The organism is Methylococcus sp. EFPC2, assembly GCF_016925495.1.
Taxonomy (GTDB): domain Bacteria; phylum Pseudomonadota; class Gammaproteobacteria; order Methylococcales; family Methylococcaceae; genus EFPC2.
In genome coordinates, this window is the sequence record NZ_CP070491.1 from 2,247,952 (window position 1) to 2,266,526 (window position 18,575).

An 18,575-nucleotide genomic window follows, 5' to 3' on the forward strand; every position below is an offset into this window, starting at 1 on the left:
CCACAGGTGCATGCCATGAAAACCCGACTGACCTCCTACGCGACCGTCCTGCTCCTGCTCGCCTCTCCCGTTTTCGCCGCCGAGCCCGCCAAGGACGCTCTGCCGGTGATACCGGACAGCACGGAAAAGAAAATTCTCGGCCACATGCAGGAAGCCAACCTGCAAAAACTGCAGGGCTGGCCGGGCATGATCTTTTATTGCCCCAGCGAAGAAAGCGCCATCCCCGCCGTCAAGCAAATCTGCACCGACGCTTACGCCAAGCTGGAAGCGCTGTCGGTACAAAACGGCGTGAAATTCAACAAGGCCCGCAACGCCAACGACGTGGCCCTGCTGCCCCACCTGACCGGGCGCCTGAAACTGCTGATCGAACTGACCCCGACCGAAGCCAGCGCGCAGCCGGCCGCCATTGCCGCGCGCGTCTCCGTGCTGGCGCATTACACCAACGCCATCAACCGTTACGCCGACCTGAACCAGGACGAGAGCCAGACCAAACATCCGCTCAACGTACCGCAGCATGTCGACGCCATTCTGTGGGAAACCAGCCTGGTACGCGCCGGCGCCAGCCTGGACGCCCTCTCCAAGCCGGTTGCCGACGGACTGGCGGCAGGCCTGGAACAGTTCTTCGCCGATTACGCCAAGGCCAACAAATAAGCCCTAGGCACGGGTCGCCGCGCCGATGAGCAAGGCACCGCTCACGCCTGACGGTCAGGCCCCGAAACCGCGCCCCCGGCGGGCCACCGCCAGGAAAGCACCCAAACGCAAGGCCGCAGCGCAAAATCCGACAGCGGACGTCTCGGCCCGCCGGAAACTGGCCTTGCTGGCTGCGGAGGGCCTGGCGCTATGCATCGCGGCTTTGGTGACCATCCTCTCGACGCTGGGCCGCGCCGCCGAACACTTCGGCGGCACCGGGTTCTGGTCCAGCCTGTTACCCTTCGCGCTCGCCGTGCTGGGGCTGGGTCTGATACACGCCTTGTTCCTATGGCTGTGGCTGCACGCGCGCGGCTGGCTGTCCACACGGGCGATCTTCTGGCCGGCCTCGGCGGCCCTGGCCATCGCCCTGGTTGCCGGCGGCTACGGCTGCCGTAACGAATTCGCCCACGAATTGGGTGCCTTGCGCACCCTGGTCGGCGGTGTACAGGAAGCCGAGCGCAACACCGTCGCCCACCAGGTCTACGCGGCCTATCGCCGGACCGATCTGGCGCAGATGCAGAAGATGATGGCGCGGGCGGAGCCCTTTCTCCCGGCCATACACGAAGCCGCCGGCATCTACCGGGTGGACGAGGAGGTGCTGGTCGGCGTGGCGGCCGCCGAATCGTCCTTCCTGCCGCGCGACAGCCGGGACGGCGGACGCGGTCTGTTCCAGATCACCGCGCCGCCCAAATCCGCGGCCGCACAGGCACGCCAGCGCCTCGGCGTGGCCGAGCTGAACCTGGCCGATGCGCGGCACAACGCCCACGTGGCAGCCGCCACCTTGAATCTCTATTTGCAGGAGATGCGCGGCGATTTGTTCCTGGGTCTTCTGGCCTACAACATCGGCCCGCAGAACGGCGGCCTGCTCTCCATCATGAAGCAATACGGCGCCCGCGATTTCGCCACCATCCAGCCCTATCTGCAAAACCTGCCCAGGGATTACCCCATACGGGTGCTCAGCGCCGCCCTCGCCTACCGGCTCTGGCACGGCGAGGGCAAACTGCCGCGTTACGAAGAAGGCGACAACGCCTTGCACATCCAGCGGCTGGGCATACCGGGAATGGCGGCCGGCTGAAGCTTACCGCCCACAATCGGCAGTTTCCCTAGCAACAACGCTGCTCATAGCCTGCTGATATATCAGCAGAGCCCATCGCATCCCGCCGCATCGACCGGTCCAACCCAACTTCAGCGTTCGCACCGGCGGACGATTGCACCGCTATTTCTACGCCTGAAAATGCTATTTCGGCCTCCGGCCGTGCACGAGCCATGACCGCAGCCGGAGGCCCGATAGTTGCTATGGAATCTGCCTGTATCCCGACCGGCCACGCGTACGCCTCCCTCGCGTCGAGGCCGGGTGGATTTTCGTTATCTGTCTATTTAGGAGCGTGCTCATGTCCACGAAAAGCAAGCTGGTCCTTGGCCTTGCCCTGGCCGGATTTCTCGGCGCCACCGTGCCCGCCAACGCCCATCACGCGTTTTCCGCGGAATTCGACGCCGAGCAGCCCATCGAGCTGAAAGGCACGGTAACCAAGCTGGAACTGGTCAACCCGCATAGCTGGCTGTATCTGGACGTCGCGCAACCCGACGGCAGCGTCGCCAACTGGGGCTTCGAATTCGGCGCGCCCTTCAGCCTGAAAGAGAAGGGCGTGACCAAGGCCACCCTGCCGGTTGGCAGCCAGGTCAGCATCCAGGGCTACCGCGCCAAGAACGGCAAGAACTTCGGCTACGCCGTGACCACCGTTCTGGCCGACGGCCGCGCGGTCAAGACCGGCGGCGCCCAGGACGCGCCGGGCTCCCAGGCAGCCGCGCAGTAAGGCCCGAGGAGACCCCGGCTTGAACACTTCCGTGAAGCAACCATCGTCCCGCTTCCGCCGCCTGGGCGTCGCCGTCGTCCTGGCGGCCGGCGCCCTGGGGCTGTCGAGTGCCGTCCAGGCGGCAGCGGGTAAGATTCCGCGCCTGGCCAACGGCAAGCCGGACTTTTCCGGCATCTGGCAGACCACCAGCGCCGCCGATTATGACCTGGAGCCGCATGCCAACCGCAAGGATGCCCCGCCCTTCGCAGGCGCCGTAGAAGGCGGCACCATCCCCTATCTGCCCAAGGCCCTGGAGCAGAAGAAGAAAAATTTCGCGGCCCGCGCCACCGACGATCCTGCCCTCAAGGGCTACACGCTGGGCGTGCCGCGCGGCATCTACTATCCGGAGCCTTTCCAGATCTTCCAGCGTAAGCAGGACTTGACCCAGGTCTTCCAGTTCGGCCATTCGGTGCGGACTATCTACACCAACGAGACCGATCACCCCAAGGATCCCTACGATTGGTGGCTGGGCGATTCGCGCGGCCATTGGGAAGGCGACACCCTGGTGGTGGACGCCCGCTTCTTCAACGACAAGACCTGGTTCGACCGCGCCGGCAACTTCCACAGCGACCAACTGCACGTGGTCGAGCGCTGGACCTATCTCGATCCCAACACCATCGAATACAAGGCGACCGTCGAGGACCCGCAGGTGTTCAGCCGGCCGTGGAACGTCGGCGTGATTCTGTACCGCCACCGCGAAAAAGACTTCCAGTTGATCGAGGACTACCGGTTCACCCTGGACTACGACGAACACTACCCGCCGAAGCCGCCCGCCCAATAAGCCAAGAGGACTTTATGACTAAGCATGAGCAAGCCCGGCTGCTTTCCGGGCTGGTTGTTTCGGCACTGGCGCTGGCGCCTTTAACGGGCATGGCGGCGGACGAGCCCAAGGCCAAGCCGGTCGAGACCGCGCCCGCCCCGCAACCGCAGGCCCAGACACCGCGCGAGCCGCGTATCGGCGGACCGGGCATCGAGCAGGAACGGCATTTCGACAAGATCGCAGCCGGGCGTTGGACCGGCCCGAAACTGCCCGACGGCCAGCCCGACGTGCAGGGCCATTGGTCCAACACTATCGCCAACCACAACAATTTCACCGATCCGCAGGGCGGCATCCCCAACGATCCCGCACCGAACCGTCGGGCCAAGGGCCCGCGCGAAGAACGGGCGCCCAGCCGGGTGAGCGATCCCGGCGACGGCCAGGTGCCTTTCCAGCCCTGGGCGGCGGAGAAGGTGAAGGAATTCCAGGTCGGCTTCCACAATCCGACCCAGCCGGAATATATCGAGCCCCTGGCGCGCTGCGCCCCGGGCGGCGTGCCCAAGTCGTTGTACTGGCACGGCTACGAGATCAGCCAGTATCCGGGCTACGTGGTATTCCAGTTCAATTCAGGCACCCGCATCATCCACCTGGACGGCAAGCCGCACCTGCCCGAGAACATCAAGTTGTGGAATGGCGATTCGCGCGGCCACTGGGAAGGCAACACCCTGGTGGTGGACGTGACCAACCACAACGGCAAGGCCTTGTTCGGCCGCTCCGGCGAATTCATCAGCGAAAACGGCCACATCCAGGAACGCTACACCTTCAGCAACGACGGGGCCCGCTACGTCTACGAGGCGACCCTGACCGACCCGACCGTCTATACGCGACCGTTCACCGTGACCATCCCGGCGCGCAAGTGGACGGCCAAGGACAAGCCCAACGGCTGGCATTTCGAAGTCGAACCGGCCAACTACGTGGGCAAGGCGCCACTGAAGGAACCCGTGCTCGACCGCTACGAGCGCGTCTGCGCCGAAAACAACGGCGGCTTCGGGCTGGTGGCGGCGGAACAGGGAAAGAAATAAGCCGTAGGGCGGGCAAACGGCCTTTTCGTTTGCCCGCCGACACCCGGTGGGCAGATGCAGCCTGCTCACGAAATCAATCGTGCAATTTCACTATCATGTCCCTGACTGAATTCGCACTAACCCTCAACGACTCGGCCCTGGGGACCGCCCTGCGGGAGTCGGTCTACGCCTTTCCCATCGTCGAGGGCCTGCATCTGATAGGCCTGGCTTTGTCGGTGGGGCTGCTGGTCTTTGTCGATCTGCGCCTGCTCGGCCTTTTCCTCAAACAGCTGCCGGTCGAGCATATCCTGCGCCCGCTGCGGCCCTGGCTGCTGGGTGGCTTCGCGGTAACGCTGACGACCGGCGTGCTGCTGTTCCTCGCCGGCGCGGCCAAGATCGTCCTGCTGCCCGTGTTTTTCTACAAGCTGGGCTTCATCGCCCTGGCCGGCTTCAACGCCTGGTGGTTCGAACGGCGCTGGGGACGCCGGGTCAACGACTGGGGCCGGCTGGCCAAGCTCCCGGCCGGGGTGCGTTTCGCCGGCCTGGCCTCGCTGCTGTTGTGGAGTCTGGTGGTCATCACGGGTCGCTTGATTCCCTATATGAGCTACGAATGAGGCGGCCGTGAGTACTTTGGAGTTTTTTCAACAGGTTCAGGCCAGTCCGTTCAGCAAACACATCGGCCACTTGAATCATTTGTTCGGCGCCACCCTGGAGTTGGCGCACATCTTAGGGATGCTGCTGGTGCTCTCTCCCGTCGTGCTGGTGGGCCTGCGCCTGCTGAACCTGGGCTTGCGCCGGGCCTCGCTGCCCGAACTGGTTCGGGCGACCTCCAAGCTGATCTGGGTGGGGCTGGGCCTGCTGGCCGTCTCCGGCACGCTGATCCTGATTCCCGCCGCCACCAGCTATTACCCCAACAGCTTCCTCTGGTACAAGTTCATCCTGCTGGGACTGGCCCTGCTGGTCCACCTGACCCTGTACCGTGCAATCACCCGCTCGGAATATCCCAACCGTCTGCTGGCCGGATTCACCAGCGTTCTTGCCTTGGGGCTATGGTTCGGCGTCGCTTTCGCCGGCCGATTCATCGGATTTTTTTAAGCCGCGGCCGAACTACCCTCCAGTCCCGAAACCGAAGGAAACCGCTTGAGAACCTCAGCGCTCATACCCGCCGCCCTCGCCGTCATTTTTTTGCAGGCTTGCACGCTGACCGTCCGCGATGGCAACCCTTACAAGCCGACCGCCACGCTGCAGGAGATCATGACTTCCATCATCGATCCCAACATCGATTACGTGTGGAACTCCGTATCCACCGTCAGCACGGCGCAAGGCACGGAAGAGCGCCAGCCACGGACGGACGAAGACTGGAATGCGGTCAGGCAGCACGCGTTGACCGTGGTCGAGGCCAGCAATCTGCTGCTGGTCAAGGGCCGGGCGGTGGCCAGGAAAGGCGCCAACACCTCGTCGGGCGGTGCCGAGCTACATCCCGAGGACATCGAAAAAGCCATCGCCGCCCAGCGGGCGGATTTCGTGAAACGCACGGACGAATTCCATGACGCCGCCCTGCGCCTCATCGCCGCCATAGACCGGAAGAATGCCGACGAACTGGTCGAAGCCGGAGGCGCCGTCGAACACGCCTGCGAGCAATGCCATAGCCAATTCTGGTACCCGAACGACAAAAAGCCCAAATAGAAGCGACGCTTGGGTACACCCGGACCGCCGGCAAATACGATGCATATTAACCCGGCCCAAATATGTCATAGTGGGAGCGGCCTTCAGGCCGCGATCTTCGCGGGCTAAAGCCCGCTCCCACAAATAAATATTTAGGGCCGGGAATAGGCCGAATCAGTCATCGCCCGCCCTGACGTCACGATGGCACACACGTGGAAACAGCAACGCGTTTTCCAGAAAGATGTGATGCATCAAATTGGTTTCCAGCTCTTCCAGCGCCCGATAAACGGACCGGAATGTCGAAGACACGTCGTCGGGAAGCGCGTAATCGGCAGTCAGCTCGCGCATCTTCTTCAGCCGTTCCCCTAGCCGCTTGTGCTCCGCCTCGTTCTGACAGATCACATCGTCGATGGACGCGAAGCCGGCGAGCGGCGATAGGCGTGCTCCGCACGCCTGTTTATCGAGCGCCTTGATATAAGGCAGCAGAAACTGCTCTTCCTTGAGCAGGTGTGCTTCGAGCATCGCGCTCAGTTCCACGAAACACTCGCCCACGGCTTTAACTTCCGCGTGGGCGGCGCCGTGTGCTTTGATCACCTTGGCGAGCAGGGTTTCGATGAGTGGCAGTTTGGCGCGGGTAAACGCGTGGTGTCGACCGGCGATGAATCCCGCCTGCTCAGTGAGCGTGCGCTCCGATACGCACGGATGATCCTGTCCATCCTGCCGGAGCCGGGCAAGCGCCGTAACGACCTCGGCCAGATCGCGATTGGCCCTGCGGCAGGCCTGCGCCAGCGTATGTTCGTCGTCGCAGTCCTCATTCAGATGATAAGCCTCCAGCAGCCTTGCGGCCGCGGGACTGGATAAGGCGATTTCTCCCAGACTCATTGCCGTGCTGATCGACATGGCAATGTCCCTGCGGATGGCCGATCAGGACGATAGGCTGACGTTGAACGCATCGGCATAAATGTCTTTCATCGATGCGCCGGCCAGGAATGCGTTCTTTTTGGCCGACTTGACCATTTCAGGATGGCCGCAAAGATACATGCGCCAGTTCTTGAGATTGGGCACGTGCCGCAGGGCCACTTCATGGGCCCGCCCTTTGGCGTACTGATGCGGGACGTCCTCGCCGGAAAGGCAAGGGACGTAGTCAAAATTGGAATATTGCTTAACCAAATCGTTCAGTTCGCCGACCAGGTAGAGTCCGCTCCGGTCACGGCTACCGTGAAACAGGCGGATGGGTCCGCTATGGCCGTGGTGCAAGGCGTCGCGGATGATGCCATAAAGGGGCGCAAGGCCGGAGCCGGTGCCTATCAGTATCAGGCCTTGCTCCGGATTGCCGGGCACGTAAAAGCAGTCGCCGGCGGGGCCGCGTATCTCCACGGTCTGGCCGACACGCAATTGCTCGTGTATCCATCCGCTGACCCGGCCGTTCGGCAGACGGCGGACATGCAGATGTATATGATCGTCCTCGTGCGGTACGCTGGCGATCGAATAGGCGCGGACCAGGCCGGTGTCGCGGGCCAGGTTGATGAATTGCCCGGGCCGGTATTCGATCGGGGCGTGGGACTCCAGCACCACCTGCATGATATCGCCGTTCAGCAATTCCAGCTTCTTGACGGTGGCGGGAAGTGCGGCCTGTTCGTCATCCGGCAGGGCGACCTCGAGATCTTCCGTGGGATGGCAAACACAAGCCAGGAAATAGTTCTGCAGCTTGAGGCTGTCTTTGAGGCCTATTTGCGCGGACTCCGGCGGCACGCCGCGGGTTGCACGCATCAAACAGGTCTGACAGGCTCCGCTACGGCAGGAAAAAGGGACAGGCACGCCGCGGCCGGTGAGGCCATCCAGCACGGATAGCTGCTCGCCCAGGGGAAAACAATCTTTTGCGTACGTGATATTCACCATGACGGCATGCCTGTCCGAGCGAGGGAGATGGTTAACGGCCCAGCACGTCGTTGCGCGTGCTTTCGGCGATGCCGGCTACTTGAGCGATCAGGTTTTCCGGTACTTTCAATTCGCGCAAGGTGGCACCGAGGTCCTCGATGACCGCGTCGAAGTGCGAGTCGTTCAAACCTTGGGCGACCAGTTGAGCGTGGCCACGGCGCATGTCGAGGCCGGTGTAATTGTGCGGGCCGCCGAACGCCATGGTCAGGAAAGCCTTCTGCTTCGCGGCCTGTTTGTCCATGTCCACGCCTTCGAAGAAGCGGCTAATGCGGCCATCGGTGAGTACCTTGCGGTAGAAGATATCGACTGCGGCATTCACCGCGGCTTCGCCACCCAGTTTTGCGTACAGGGAGTCGTGTGTTTGTTCCCACCAAGTAGCCAGGCTCTTTTCAGTCATGTTTTTATCCTCTCGGATCGTATGCGTCAACACTGAACACCGTCTGCTCATGGCAAGCGCCTAAAGAAGCATTGAAAATGAATGTTAGTAGTCGATACAAAAGCTGTCAAGTTAAAAATAGTGACCTATATTCATCGTTGACAGATTTAAAGATGTAAATAAAATGCAGCTAACGCAATTTACTGACTATTCGCTGAGAGTATTGATCTATCTGGCGCGCAACCCCGAAGCGGGACCCGCCACCGTGCCGGAGATCGCGGCGTATCACGGCATATCGCGGAACCACCTGGTGAAGGTGGTCAACAACCTGGCGAATCAAGGATTCATTCTGACCAGCCGGGGCAAGGGCGGCGGCATGCGCTTGGCCCGACCGGCGCACATGATAGGCGTGGGCGAAGTCGTCCGACTGACCGAACCGCACATGAACATCGTGGAGTGCTTCGATCCGAAGGCGAATGCCTGCACCATCACGCGCGGCTGCTTTCTCACGGGTATCCTGTACGAGGCGCGGCGGGCGTTCATGAGCACGCTGGACAAATACACCCTGGCCGATGCGGCTCAGGTCGGCATCCCTGGGACATTGCGCGGCGGACCGGGCGAGCGGCCCGCCTAGCATTCCGTATTCCGTCACGCGCGGTCGACACAGCTCGGGCCACTCCGGCGCCGGCGATCCGCGAGTCTAAATTTCCCATCACCGGGCGGCCTTGTGGACAGGGTTGCGGGACCTTCGGGCGGTGGACGGCGAGTCGGTCGATACGGGGGGTACGCTGCAAGCGTCATCCCCCGTATCGCTTTGCGGCACCACGTTCGCCAGGATGATTTCCTGCGCCTTGCGCTCCGCGGCGACGAGCTCGTCGGCAAAGATGTCGGTTCCATATTCCTGGGTGGAGGTGCTCGCCAGCGAGACATCCACGGACTGGCCGGGTTCGCTGACGTGGATGGATGTCACGGTGGACAGTCCGGGGCGTAAAGGTCTTTGCCGGACTTCCGCCTGATCCAACGCGATGCGCACCGGCACGCGCTGAACGATGTGGATGAAATTGCCGGTGGCGTTATCCGGCGGCAGCAACGCATACACGCTGCCGGTTCCAGGGTTCACCCCCTCCACCGTACCGTGAAAAATCCGCTCCTTGCCATAAACGTCGACGAGCACGCGCGCCGCTTGTCCCGGCCGCACATGCTGCAACTCGGTCTCGCGCAGATTGGCTTCCACCCACAGGTGGTCCAAGGGCACCACCATCATGAGCGGATCGCCGGGATGAACCCGGTCCCCGACCTGGACCTTGCGGGAAGCCACGTAACCGGAAACCGGCGCTCGGATCTGCTGGCGGAGCAGTTCCAGATAGGCGTTGACGAATTGCTGTTTGGCCGCTTCGACCTCGGGATGATCCACCCGGCGGGTCCCGCCCACCCGCGACTCCACGGCCCGCAGATCAGCTTCCGCCTCCCGCTGCTCGGCTTCGAGCGCCTGCATCTGGTCTTCGGCATTTTGCAAGACCTGTTCGGACACCGAACCGCTGGGTATCGCCTGCCGAAAGCGGCTCACGTCGTGCCGCACTTTCGCGAGCTGTGCGGAGCGGGCGGCCACTTTCTGGCAAAGTTGCTGGCGCGTGGCGAACAGCGCGCCCAGCCCGCGTACCGTCCGTCCCAGCTCACCCTCGCGCTGGCCCAGCGTGGCGAGGGCGCGATGCTCGTCCAGCCTGACCAGCAGGTCGCCCTTGTTCACATGCCGGGTTTCTTCGGTCAAAACCTGAGTGACGATGCCGGTGGCATCCGCGTCCACCGGCAGGAGGTTGCCGGTCACGAAGGCGTTGTCGGTCACCACCCAAAACCGGGCGTGTAGCCACCAATAAGCGGCATAGGCCAAGGCGCTGGCGAGCACCAGAAAAGCGGCGAGCCGCAAACGACGGTTGCGCCGGGCGCGGAGGGTCTTGGGATAAGTCTTCATCGAGGTGCGGGATGTCTTCCTGGCCTACGGTTTGAGGTGGCGAGCCTGCCCTATTCCGGCGGATTCGACGGGCGGACACCGTCGGCACCGCTCGTATACCCGCCCCCCAAGGCTTCGATGAGATCGGCCATGGCCAGGAATTGATCGGTTTCCAGGGTCTTCAAGGCATATTCCTGGCTGAGGACGGAATGGCGGCGGCTCAACACCGCTCGCCGGTCGTCCAGACCGCTGCGCAAGCGCTCCTGAGCCAGATCGAAGGCCGCACGCTGGGCGGCCAGCAGGCGGTTTTGCGCTTCGACGCCGAGGCGGGCCTGTCGCCAGTTGTCCAGGCTGTCGGCGACCTCCCGCACGGCTTGCAACAAGGTCTGGTTGTAGGACTCCACCGCGCCGTCGTATTCCGCCCGCTGCGCCGACAGCTCTCCGCGCAGCCGTCCGCCTTCGAACAGGGGCAAACGCAATCCCGGCGCCACCCCGTAGGCGAAACTGGAGCCCGAGAACAAAATGTTGGCCAGGGAACTCGCTCCCTTGGTCATGCGCAAGGCGCTCAGCCCGACGAAAGCGGTCAGATCGACGGTCGGAAAAAAACTGGCCTTGGCGACCTTGATCCGTTGCGCCGCCGCCTCGGCCCGGTGCAGGGCCGCGGCCAGATCCGGGCGGTGGGCGAGCAAACCGAGCGGCAACGTCGTCGGCAGTGGAATCCGCTCCGGCAGACTCACCTGATCGACGAACAGATCCTGCGTCGCATCCGGACCCTGTCCCACCAGGCGGGCCAGCAGGTTGCGTTGCAGATTCAGATGATCCTGGACGCCGGCTTCGCGCTCGTTGACCGCTTCCAGTTCGGAGCTGACCTGCTTCACCGGATCGGCGGCATCCAGACCCAGCGCAAAGCGCGTTTCGACCACTTGCAGCCATTCGCGCTGCAGCGCCGCCTGAGCCCGGATCAGATCGAGTTGCTGCCGCAACGCCACCCCGCGGAAGTAGGCTCTGGCAATCGCGGCGGTCAATTGCAGCCTCACTTCGGCCTGCTCCGCCTCTTCGGCTGCCGCCTCGCCCAGCGCGGCGTCCAGCGCGGCGCGGTGTTTACCCCAGAAATCGAATTGATAGCGCAGGCTCAAGGGCGTTACGAAAGCCGCAACGATGTCCGCCCCGCGCAACGCGACGTTGTAGCCATGCTCGGAAAACCGCGCCGTTTCCACGCCGGCGGCCGCGTCGAGGAAGGGCAGCAGCCGTGCGCCTTCCACGCGGGCCAAAGCTTGCGCCTGACGCAGGCGGGCAGCGGCAAGCTTCAAGCCGGGATTGTCCCGTAGCGCTATGTCCGCGAGGCGGTCGAGCTCGGCGCTGCCGAACTGCCGCCACCAGCGGTCCCGGGGCCAGAGCCCCGACGGGCTCAGCGCCTCCCCTTGGCGCGCCTGTGCAAGCGTATCGCTCAGTCCCTGGGGATGAGCGAAGTCGGCGCGCCTCCCTTCGTCGGGCATCCAGGCGCAACCGGCGACCCACAGCAGGGCCGTCAGGACCAGTCCAGGCCATGCCCGTCGCCGAGCCAAGGGCGAAACGCTCATGGCTCCTCCATCAGTTCTTCGACGCGGATTTCGTTCAAATCCTCCGCCATGCTCGGATGCAGCGGCCGGTGGGTGGCATGGGCCAACCAGACGAGGGCCGCCAGGCCGAGGAACAGATAACTTGCCAGCAGGAACGCGTCGTTCAACGCCAGTATGCCGGCCTGTTGCCTGATCAGAGCCCCCAGCTTGGCCGTGGCGCTCCCGGCGTCGAGGCCGGCATTTTCCAGCCGCGCGGAGGCCTGCTGCAGCAAGTCGAGCGAGGCAAACCGCCGCCCCCCGAAATGATCCGCCAGATCGAGCTGGTGGAAAGGACTGCGCCGAAACAGCACCACCCCTTGCAAGGTGATGCCGAAAGCACCGGCGGCAATACGCAGCAGCGCGACCGCTTCGGCGGCGCGCATCACCGGGGTTCCCGACAGTCCATGCAGCGTCAGCGCGGTGAGGGGAGTGAAGAACGAACCCAGGAAGAAGCCGAGCAGCAGCATGGGCCAGACGATTTGATCGAAGGACTCGGCGGCATCGAACAAGCCTATCCATCGGAAGGTAAAGGCGAATCCCAACAGGTTGAGACAGGCGAACAGGCGGGCGTCCACGCCCTTGATCAGTTCATGCATGACGGCGATCACCGGCGCCGCCAACAGAAACATGGACAGAAACAACAGGCCCGCCAGATAGGAGGTATATCCCAACAACAATTGCAGTTGGACGATGAACAGCGAAAGCAGGCCTTGTATCCCCAGGAATCCCACGGTGAGACAAATCGTGCCGATGGCAAAATTGCGATGGGCGAACAGGCGGACATCGAATGCCGGGTGGCGTTCGCCCTGCTCCCAGATGACCAGACAGGGCAGCGCCACGATGACGGCGATGAATACGCCGCGAAGAAAGAGCGAATCCAGCCAGTCGAAATCGTTGCCTTGATTCAGCAGGGTCTGGACGCCACCGAGGATCAGGCTCAACAGCATGAAGCCGACGAAATCGAAGCGGGTGTAGCGGCGCCGGCATCCCCGGCCATACAGCAAGGATCCGGTGACGCCGGCGATGCCCAAGGCACACACGATGTTCAGGCCGAACAAATGGCGCCAACCGAGCTCGTCGGCTATCCACCCGCCCACCAGGCAGCCGACCGTGAACGGCGTGAGGGTGAACATGCCCCACACCCCCAGCCCCACCGACTTGAGCCGGTCCGGATATTCCTGCAAGAGCAGGGCCTGCCCGATGGGCAGGGTAATGCCGCCGGCAAAGCCCAGGAATATGCGCGCCGGCAGAAACAGCCAGAGGGTCTCGCTGATGGCGCACAGGTAGGAGGCCACGGCATAGGCGACGAAAGCGGTCGCCAGGACAGGATAATCCCCCCACCGCCCGGACATCCAGCGGGCGATGGGAAAAGCCAGCGCCAGGCCGATCATGAAATCCGTCTGCGCCCAGGTGCCCAGACTCGGCGCAACCCCTCCCAGGTCGCCCGCCACATGCGGCATCAACGCGATATAGGAGCCGGCGTTGAACAGCACGATCATGTGCCCCAGGCCCAGCGCCAGGTTGAACAGGACGAAGCGCCAGCCGCGCAGGCGTTTGGAATAAGCGATCGTCACCGAGCCGCAACCCCGGCGGCCGAAGCGGTGCGCATTCCGAACGATACACCGGAGGCAGCGGCCGCCTTGGTCGGCGACAGCCCGAGATCGGCCAGCGCGCGCCTCATGAGCCCCGCACCGGCCTCGGCGACGACTTGCTTGAACTTTTCGGCCTCGTGATCGAGCAGGGCTTCCGCCGAGTCCTCGACCGGAAACGCCTCGGCTTCCGTCCTGCCGATGACGCGCCCGGTGACGGGATCGATCAGCTTGACCAGCACTTGCAGCGGGATCTGGCCGTAAAAAATCCGGTAGGTTCCGACGCCCACCTCCAGCACGGCATCGACCCGCCCCGTGACTCGCGAGCCATAGTCGGCGGGCGAAACGTCCCGGTTGTACCACTGTCGGATGGACTCCTGCCAACGGGCCAGATCGGCGGTATCCCCGGCCGGATTTATCGGCAAGCTGTAATACTGGTCGCTGGCAACGGCCTCGAAACCGGCTACGCGCAAACGGGCGACCGCCGCCGCGGCCAGCACGGAAGCCGGCGACCACGCATCCTCGTGCGACGCGGCGGGCTCCAGGCCTGAGGAACGGTCCATCCGCATGGGCAGCGCTTCCTTCACGATGTCATTTGAGCTTACCAGGCCGGAAATGAGCACGCCGCCCGGGCTCCGGTACAGCTTGGGCTCGAGAAACAGCTCGGTTTGTAGGTTATCGTCCTGCCTGTGTATAGGCAGCCGGGTCGTTATCGTATCCGGTGTGACTTCCAGCGGCGGCGATTCGACCGGCACCACGAGCAGGGTGCGCACCTGGCTCAGGTGGGAAGCCGACGGCTTGAGTGGCCCCGCGAGGCAGGCGCTCAGGCCGAAGAGGAGAACAAGCAGTACGCAAGGTAGTTTCATGTGGGCTTGGCGACCGTGGCCCCTCGTTTTTGTTATCGGCGGTCATAGCGGCTGGCATGCGACCGGTTTTTCGTGCCCGTCCGGCGTCATCACGAACGTCCCTTCTCGCCTGAGACGGAGCAATACCGATGCCAGCGAATAACAATATATAAATCAATAGGTTGAAAAACACTGTTTGCCCGATGTCGTCGAAATGACATCGGCTCGATATTAAATGATGGCCAAGCTTCGCCCTTTGCCCTTAAATATCGGGCTTTACCAAGCGACATGGTCGGAAATAACCGGCGATCAGGCGGGCACACATGGCCGTTGTCCTTACGACAACCCCGCTGTCATATTGATTACGTTTTTCGAGCATGAGTGAAGCATTGAGCATGAACATGACCGGAACGGCCGTACTCGAAGCGGTGTTGAGCCTGACCGCGAATCTTTCCATGAAAGAGCGCACCGAGGGATTTCTGGAGATTTTCGCCAAGATCACCGGCAATCACGCCTGCGCCCTGTTGCGTTATCAGGACGGCGTCCTGGTGCCGGTGGCCACGCGGGGCCTTTCCCCCGAAGTCATGGGACGCACGTTTCATCCCGTCGAGCACCCACGGCTGGCGGCCTTCCTCGAATCGAGAACGCCGGTCCGCTTCGCGCCCGACGATCCCAGGCCGGACCCTTATGACGCCCTCCTGCTGGATGATGCCGGCGGCAATCTGTCGGTCCATTCCTGCATGGGCTGCAGCCTTTACAACGAAAACACCTTGTTCGGAGTACTCACGGCGGACGCGCGCGAACCGGGGGTGTTCGACGGCCTCAACGACCGCATATTTCAGACCTTCGCGGCCATCGCCACCGTTGCGCTGCGTTATGAAACCTTCATCAGCGCGCTGGAGAACCTGGCGCAACATCGCGGACGGGTGACCAGCGAACTGGTGAACGAAGCCTTGCAACGCGGCGGCCGGATACTGGGCGAAAGTCCGGGGGTACGGGAGCTGATGCGCAACATCGACATCGTCGCCCGCTCCGATCTGACGGTTCTGGTGATGGGCGAAACCGGCGTCGGCAAGGAAGTCGTCACCCGTCTCATCCACGCGCAATCGCTACGGACCGACCAGCCGCTGGTGTACGTGAATTGCGCGGCGCTCCCGGAAACCCTGGCCGAGAGCGAGCTGTTCGGACATGTCCGCGGCGCTTTCACCGGTGCCAGTGCCGACCGGGCCGGAAAATTCGAGTTGGCGGAAGGCGGCACCCTATTTCTGGATGAAGTGGGCGAGTTGCCGCTTGCGATACAGGCCAAGCTGCTGCGCGCCCTGCAGTTCGGCGAGATCCAGCGGCTCGGCTCGGATAAGAGCCATCGCGCCAACGTGCGCATCATCGCCGCGACCAACCGGGAACTCGCGGAAGAAGTGAAAGCCGGGCGATTTCGGGCCGACCTTTACCACCGGCTCAGCGTGTTCCCTTTGAATGTGCCGCCGTTACGGGAGCGGCTCACGGATGTCGCGCCGCTGGCCGGCTACTTCCTCGACCAGGCCCGCATACGTCTCGGTCTGGAGCGGGTAAACCTGGCGCCCGCGACCATAAAGGCATTGAACGATTATTCCTGGCCCGGCAACGTGCGCGAACTGGAGCACGTCATCCTCCGCGCCGCGCTGCGCGCCTCTGCGGACCGTGGACGGTCGCTGAGTTTGCAGCCCGACGATCTGGATATCGCTCCGGAAGCCTCGAAAATCGCGACCGCTACGGCGAGCCACGCGGTGGATACGTCGCTCGCGAATGCGGTGGACGAGTTTCAGCGCAAGCTGATCCTCGCAACCCTGCACGATAGCGGCAACCGGTGGGCCGAAACCGCGCGCCGCCTGGGCCTCGACCGGGGCAATCTGCATCGCCTCGCCAAGCGCCTGGGCATCAAACAAGCGGTACGTATCGTCTGAAGGCTTAAACCATGCGCGCAGTTTGGCTAGAACGACAAAAACTCTTCCCTCGGGACGATCTGCCGCCGCCCCGCATGGACGACGGCGAAGCCTTGCTACGGGTTCGCTTGGCCGGTATCTGCGGCACCGACCTCCAACTCCTGCGCGGCTATTACCCCTATGCCGGCATCCCCGGACACGAATTCGTCGGCGAGGTCGTCGAGGCATCCGATGAGTCCTGGATCGGACGGCGGGTCGTCGGCGACATCAACGTCGCCTGCGGGCAGTGCCCAGCTTGCCGAAGCGACCGGGCCCGCCATTGCGAACGGCGCAGCGTGCTCGGTATCCGCGACCGGGCGGGAGCCTTCGCCGAATACCTCACGCTGCCCCTGGACAACCTGCACCGGGTGCCCGACAACGTGCCGGACGAGGCAGCCGTTTTCGCCGAGCCCCTGGCCGCGGCGCTGGAAATTCAGGAGCAGACCCCGATTCATCCCGGCGACCGCGTGCTGGTGGTCGGCGCCGGACGGCTGGGCCAGCTGATCGCGCAAACCCTGGCCTTGACCGGCTGCGACTTGCGCGTCGTCGCGCGGCATAGCCGGCAACGCGAAATTCTCGCGTTGTCCGGCATATCGACCGTTATGGAAAGCGAAGTGGCATCGCGGCAGTTCGACATAGTCGTCGAGGCCAGCGGTTCGCCAACCGGCTTCGAACTGGCGCGCCGGGCCGTTCGGCCCCAGGGAACATTGATACTGAAATCGACCTATGCCGGTGAGCTAACGCTGAACTTGTCCTCACTGGTGGTCGACGAGTTGACCCTGGTGGGTTCGCGCTGCGGCCCCATCGATGCGGCATTGCGGCTGCTGGGAAAACAGGCGGTCGACCCGGCCCCGCTGATCGAATGCCGATATCCCTTGAGCGCCGCCTTGGCGGCATTCGAGCACGCCGCCCGGCCCGGCGTGCTCAAGGTGCTGCTGGAACCGTAATCCCCTACAAATCCTCGCGTTGTACGATACTGCCGCTGCCCCTACCATCGAAGTCTCAATACCGACAACCTTCATAACAGAGGAATTATGCGCAGCTTACTGTTGACCATCGCCGCCTCCACCTTCGGGGCACTCTCGCAACCCGTCCTGGCTTCCGAGCTCAAGGTGGAAGTTCTAAAGCTGGACTCGACCGGCACCGGCGCCTCCCTGGGTTACGTGTCCATCGCCGAAGGCGACCAGGGCCTGGTGTTCAAACCGGCGCTCAACGGCCTGGCTCCCGGCCTGCACGGCTTTCATGTGCACGAACTGCCCAATTGCGCGTCCGGGGAGAAGGACGGCAAGACGGTTGCCGGCCTGGCCGCCGGCAATCACTTCGACCCCGCCGCCACGGGCCGCCATGCGGGACCGGCCGGCGACGGCCACCTGGGCGATTTACCGGTACTGAGCGTAAGTGACGACGGCAGCGCCAGTGACGCGGTGACAGCGCCCCGCTTGAAACTCGCGGATGTCCAGGGTAAGTCCCTGATCATCCATGCGGAAAACGACAACTACGCCGACAAGCTGGGCGGCGCCCGCATCGCTTGCGGAGTGATACGCTAAAGGTTTCCGTCCCTACGAGCCCCGCCGTGTAGCGCGGCGGGGCTCTCTCCGCCGCCGTGCGACCCGGCGGACGTCATGCACCCCGGGCCGACCGGCGCCCAGTCTCCAATGCAAACAGCGGCAGAAATCGCTCGGCCGCGATTCGGGGATCATCTGCGCCGAAAACGGCATCGATGACTGCCAGCAGACCGGCTCCGGCTTCCAGCAACGCTCCGCCGTTGGCCGGCGTAATGCCGCCGATGGCCACAATGGGTAAATTCAGCCTCAGCCTCGCCGCACGCAGGGTTTCGAGACGGGCCAGGGGAGCACCGGGCTTGCTGAGGGACGGAAAGAAGCGGCCGAAAGCGACGTAGCTCGCACCTTCGCGCTCCGCTTCGATAGCCCTGTCGACGGAGTCGTAACACGAGACCCCCAGGATCGCACCGGCCCCCAGGCGGGCTCGGGCGGCGGCGAGCGAACCGTCGTCCCGGCCCAGATGTACGCCGTCCGCACCGATCTCGGCGGCCAGTTCCACGTCGTCGTTAATGATGAGCGGAACCCCGGCGGCGCGGCATGCGTCCAGCACCAATCGAGCTTCGGTGAGACGGTCGCGGGGCGTTTTCACCCGGTATTGGATCACCGCCGCCCCACCCCGCAGGGCGTCACGCACGGACGCGACCAATTCTTCCGGGGTGTTGTGCTTATCGGCCGTGATCGCGTAGAGGCCGCGGGTGGGAAATATCGTGTGCATGGGAACTCGTTCGGCGGAAA

Annotated in this window: 20 protein-coding genes; 12 read left to right on the plus strand and 8 right to left on the minus strand. The window is 63.5% G+C overall.

All coding sequences use genetic code 11. From position 1 onward, the window contains the following. Positions 1-15: 15 nt before the first annotated feature. The 8 genes from JWZ97_RS09450 (at position 16) to JWZ97_RS09485 (ending at position 6,047) form a co-directional block, all read left to right on the plus strand. Positions 16-651: a hypothetical protein gene (locus tag JWZ97_RS09450; protein ID WP_205428268.1), complete on the plus strand. Its 636-nt coding sequence runs from the start codon at positions 16-18 to the stop codon at positions 649-651. 25 nt (positions 652-676) lie between these two features. After that, positions 677-1,765, plus strand: a complete 1,089-nt coding sequence (locus tag JWZ97_RS09455; RefSeq protein ID WP_205428269.1) for a transglycosylase SLT domain-containing protein — start codon at positions 677-679, stop codon at positions 1,763-1,765. Between the two features lie 316 nt (positions 1,766-2,081). Beyond that, positions 2,082-2,504, plus strand: a complete 423-nt coding sequence (locus JWZ97_RS09460; protein ID WP_205428270.1) for a DUF6152 family protein — start codon at positions 2,082-2,084, stop codon at positions 2,502-2,504. A 19-nt stretch (positions 2,505-2,523) separates the two neighbouring features. Then, complete coding sequence (locus tag JWZ97_RS09465) at positions 2,524-3,324, plus strand: hypothetical protein (protein ID WP_240342298.1); 801 nt, start codon at positions 2,524-2,526, stop codon at positions 3,322-3,324. Between the two features lie 14 nt (positions 3,325-3,338). Then, positions 3,339-4,382, plus strand: a complete 1,044-nt coding sequence (locus JWZ97_RS09470; RefSeq protein ID WP_205428272.1) for a hypothetical protein — start codon at positions 3,339-3,341, stop codon at positions 4,380-4,382. Between the two features lie 95 nt (positions 4,383-4,477). Continuing rightward, on the plus strand, positions 4,478-4,975 hold the full coding sequence (locus JWZ97_RS09475; RefSeq protein WP_205428273.1) for a DUF6644 family protein: 498 nt from the start codon (positions 4,478-4,480) through the stop codon (positions 4,973-4,975). Positions 4,976-4,982: 7 nt separating this feature from the next. Next, positions 4,983-5,456 carry a DUF6644 family protein gene (locus JWZ97_RS09480; RefSeq protein ID WP_205428274.1) on the plus strand — a complete coding sequence of 158 codons (474 nt, stop codon included), beginning with the start codon at positions 4,983-4,985 and terminating at the stop codon, positions 5,454-5,456. Positions 5,457-5,501: 45 nt separating this feature from the next. Next, entirely contained in the window at positions 5,502-6,047 is a 546-nt protein-coding gene (locus tag JWZ97_RS09485; protein WP_205428276.1) for a cytochrome c, read from the plus strand. Positions 6,048-6,200: 153 nt separating this feature from the next. Here the strand turns inward: JWZ97_RS09485 and JWZ97_RS09490 are convergent, their stop codons facing one another. The 3 genes from JWZ97_RS09490 to JWZ97_RS09500 are packed head-to-tail and all read right to left on the minus strand — an operon-like array spanning position 6,201 to position 8,361. Next, positions 6,201-6,926 carry a hemerythrin domain-containing protein gene (locus tag JWZ97_RS09490; protein ID WP_205428278.1) on the minus strand — a complete coding sequence of 242 codons (726 nt, stop codon included), beginning with the start codon at positions 6,924-6,926 and terminating at the stop codon, positions 6,201-6,203. 24 nt (positions 6,927-6,950) lie between these two features. Next, the gene (locus JWZ97_RS09495) at positions 6,951-7,925 is read right to left on the minus strand and encodes an FAD-binding oxidoreductase (RefSeq protein WP_205428280.1); all 975 of its coding nucleotides are present in this window, start codon (positions 7,923-7,925) and stop codon (positions 6,951-6,953) included. Between the two features lie 31 nt (positions 7,926-7,956). Next, the gene (locus JWZ97_RS09500; protein ID WP_205428282.1) at positions 7,957-8,361 is read right to left on the minus strand and encodes a group 1 truncated hemoglobin; all 405 of its coding nucleotides are present in this window, start codon (positions 8,359-8,361) and stop codon (positions 7,957-7,959) included. A 163-nt stretch (positions 8,362-8,524) separates the two neighbouring features. On the opposite strand from JWZ97_RS09500, the gene JWZ97_RS09505 reads away from it, so the two are divergent. Then, a complete protein-coding gene (locus JWZ97_RS09505) occupies positions 8,525-8,974 on the plus strand; it encodes an Rrf2 family transcriptional regulator (protein ID WP_205428283.1) in 450 nt (149 codons plus the stop codon). Positions 8,975-9,052: 78 nt separating this feature from the next. On the opposite strand, the gene JWZ97_RS09510 is transcribed toward JWZ97_RS09505, so the two are convergent. Genes JWZ97_RS09510 through JWZ97_RS09525 form a run of 4 tightly spaced genes read right to left on the minus strand, consistent with a single transcriptional unit; the run spans position 9,053 to position 14,341 of the window. Beyond that, on the minus strand, positions 9,053-10,309 hold the full coding sequence (locus JWZ97_RS09510; RefSeq protein WP_205428285.1) for an HlyD family efflux transporter periplasmic adaptor subunit: 1,257 nt from the start codon (positions 10,307-10,309) through the stop codon (positions 9,053-9,055). A gap of 50 nt (positions 10,310-10,359) precedes the next feature. Further along, complete coding sequence (locus tag JWZ97_RS09515; protein ID WP_205428287.1) at positions 10,360-11,868, minus strand: efflux transporter outer membrane subunit; 1,509 nt, start codon at positions 11,866-11,868, stop codon at positions 10,360-10,362. After that, positions 11,865-13,460 (minus strand): MFS transporter, encoded by a 1,596-nt coding sequence (locus JWZ97_RS09520; RefSeq protein WP_205428289.1) that lies wholly within the window; start codon positions 13,458-13,460, stop codon positions 11,865-11,867. The genes JWZ97_RS09515 and JWZ97_RS09520 overlap by 4 nt, the downstream gene beginning before the upstream one ends. Next, a complete protein-coding gene (locus JWZ97_RS09525) occupies positions 13,457-14,341 on the minus strand; it encodes a hypothetical protein (protein WP_205428291.1) in 885 nt (294 codons plus the stop codon). Before JWZ97_RS09525 ends, JWZ97_RS09520 begins: the two co-directional genes overlap by 4 nt. A 356-nt stretch (positions 14,342-14,697) precedes the next feature. Between JWZ97_RS09525 and norR the strand changes: the two genes are divergently transcribed. The 3 genes from norR (at position 14,698) to JWZ97_RS09540 (ending at position 17,825) form a co-directional block, all read left to right on the plus strand. Then, positions 14,698-16,260, plus strand: a complete 1,563-nt coding sequence (norR, locus tag JWZ97_RS09530) for a nitric oxide reductase transcriptional regulator NorR (RefSeq protein ID WP_205428293.1) — start codon at positions 14,698-14,700, stop codon at positions 16,258-16,260. Positions 16,261-16,271: 11 nt separating this feature from the next. Next, entirely contained in the window at positions 16,272-17,225 is a 954-nt protein-coding gene (locus JWZ97_RS09535; protein WP_205428295.1) for an alcohol dehydrogenase catalytic domain-containing protein, read from the plus strand. An 87-nt stretch (positions 17,226-17,312) separates the two neighbouring features. After that, positions 17,313-17,825, plus strand: coding sequence for a superoxide dismutase family protein (locus JWZ97_RS09540; RefSeq protein ID WP_205428297.1), 513 nt, complete (start codon positions 17,313-17,315; stop codon positions 17,823-17,825). Positions 17,826-17,898: 73 nt separating this feature from the next. On the opposite strand, the gene thiE is transcribed toward JWZ97_RS09540, so the two are convergent. Continuing rightward, complete coding sequence (gene thiE, locus JWZ97_RS09545; RefSeq protein WP_205428299.1) at positions 17,899-18,555, minus strand: thiamine phosphate synthase; 657 nt, start codon at positions 18,553-18,555, stop codon at positions 17,899-17,901. Positions 18,556-18,575: the final 20 nt, after the last annotated feature.

What these genes read in the sequence shown, in the direction of transcription:
- JWZ97_RS09450 (WP_205428268.1), top strand. Translation starts at nt 16, where the DNA reads ATGAAAACCCGACTGACCTCCTACGCGACCGTCCTGCTCCTGCTCGCC.
- JWZ97_RS09455 (WP_205428269.1), top strand. Translation starts at nt 677, where the DNA reads ATGAGCAAGGCACCGCTCACGCCTGACGGTCAGGCCCCGAAACCGCGC.
- JWZ97_RS09460 (WP_205428270.1), top strand. Translation starts at nt 2,082, where the DNA reads ATGTCCACGAAAAGCAAGCTGGTCCTTGGCCTTGCCCTGGCCGGATTT.
- JWZ97_RS09470 (WP_205428272.1), top strand. Translation starts at nt 3,339, where the DNA reads ATGACTAAGCATGAGCAAGCCCGGCTGCTTTCCGGGCTGGTTGTTTCG.
- JWZ97_RS09475 (WP_205428273.1), top strand. Translation starts at nt 4,478, where the DNA reads ATGTCCCTGACTGAATTCGCACTAACCCTCAACGACTCGGCCCTGGGG.
- JWZ97_RS09490 (WP_205428278.1), bottom strand. Translation starts at nt 6,926, where the DNA reads ATGTCGATCAGCACGGCAATGAGTCTGGGAGAAATCGCCTTATCCAGT.
- JWZ97_RS09495 (WP_205428280.1), bottom strand. Translation starts at nt 7,925, where the DNA reads ATGGTGAATATCACGTACGCAAAAGATTGTTTTCCCCTGGGCGAGCAG.
- JWZ97_RS09500 (WP_205428282.1), bottom strand. Translation starts at nt 8,361, where the DNA reads ATGACTGAAAAGAGCCTGGCTACTTGGTGGGAACAAACACACGACTCC.
- JWZ97_RS09505 (WP_205428283.1), top strand. Translation starts at nt 8,525, where the DNA reads ATGCAGCTAACGCAATTTACTGACTATTCGCTGAGAGTATTGATCTAT.
- JWZ97_RS09510 (WP_205428285.1), bottom strand. Translation starts at nt 10,309, where the DNA reads ATGAAGACTTATCCCAAGACCCTCCGCGCCCGGCGCAACCGTCGTTTG.
- JWZ97_RS09515 (WP_205428287.1), bottom strand. Translation starts at nt 11,868, where the DNA reads ATGAGCGTTTCGCCCTTGGCTCGGCGACGGGCATGGCCTGGACTGGTC.
- JWZ97_RS09525 (WP_205428291.1), bottom strand. Translation starts at nt 14,341, where the DNA reads ATGAAACTACCTTGCGTACTGCTTGTTCTCCTCTTCGGCCTGAGCGCC.
- norR (WP_205428293.1), top strand. Translation starts at nt 14,698, where the DNA reads ATGAGTGAAGCATTGAGCATGAACATGACCGGAACGGCCGTACTCGAA.
- JWZ97_RS09535 (WP_205428295.1), top strand. Translation starts at nt 16,272, where the DNA reads ATGCGCGCAGTTTGGCTAGAACGACAAAAACTCTTCCCTCGGGACGAT.
- JWZ97_RS09540 (WP_205428297.1), top strand. Translation starts at nt 17,313, where the DNA reads ATGCGCAGCTTACTGTTGACCATCGCCGCCTCCACCTTCGGGGCACTC.
- thiE (WP_205428299.1), bottom strand. Translation starts at nt 18,555, where the DNA reads ATGCACACGATATTTCCCACCCGCGGCCTCTACGCGATCACGGCCGAT.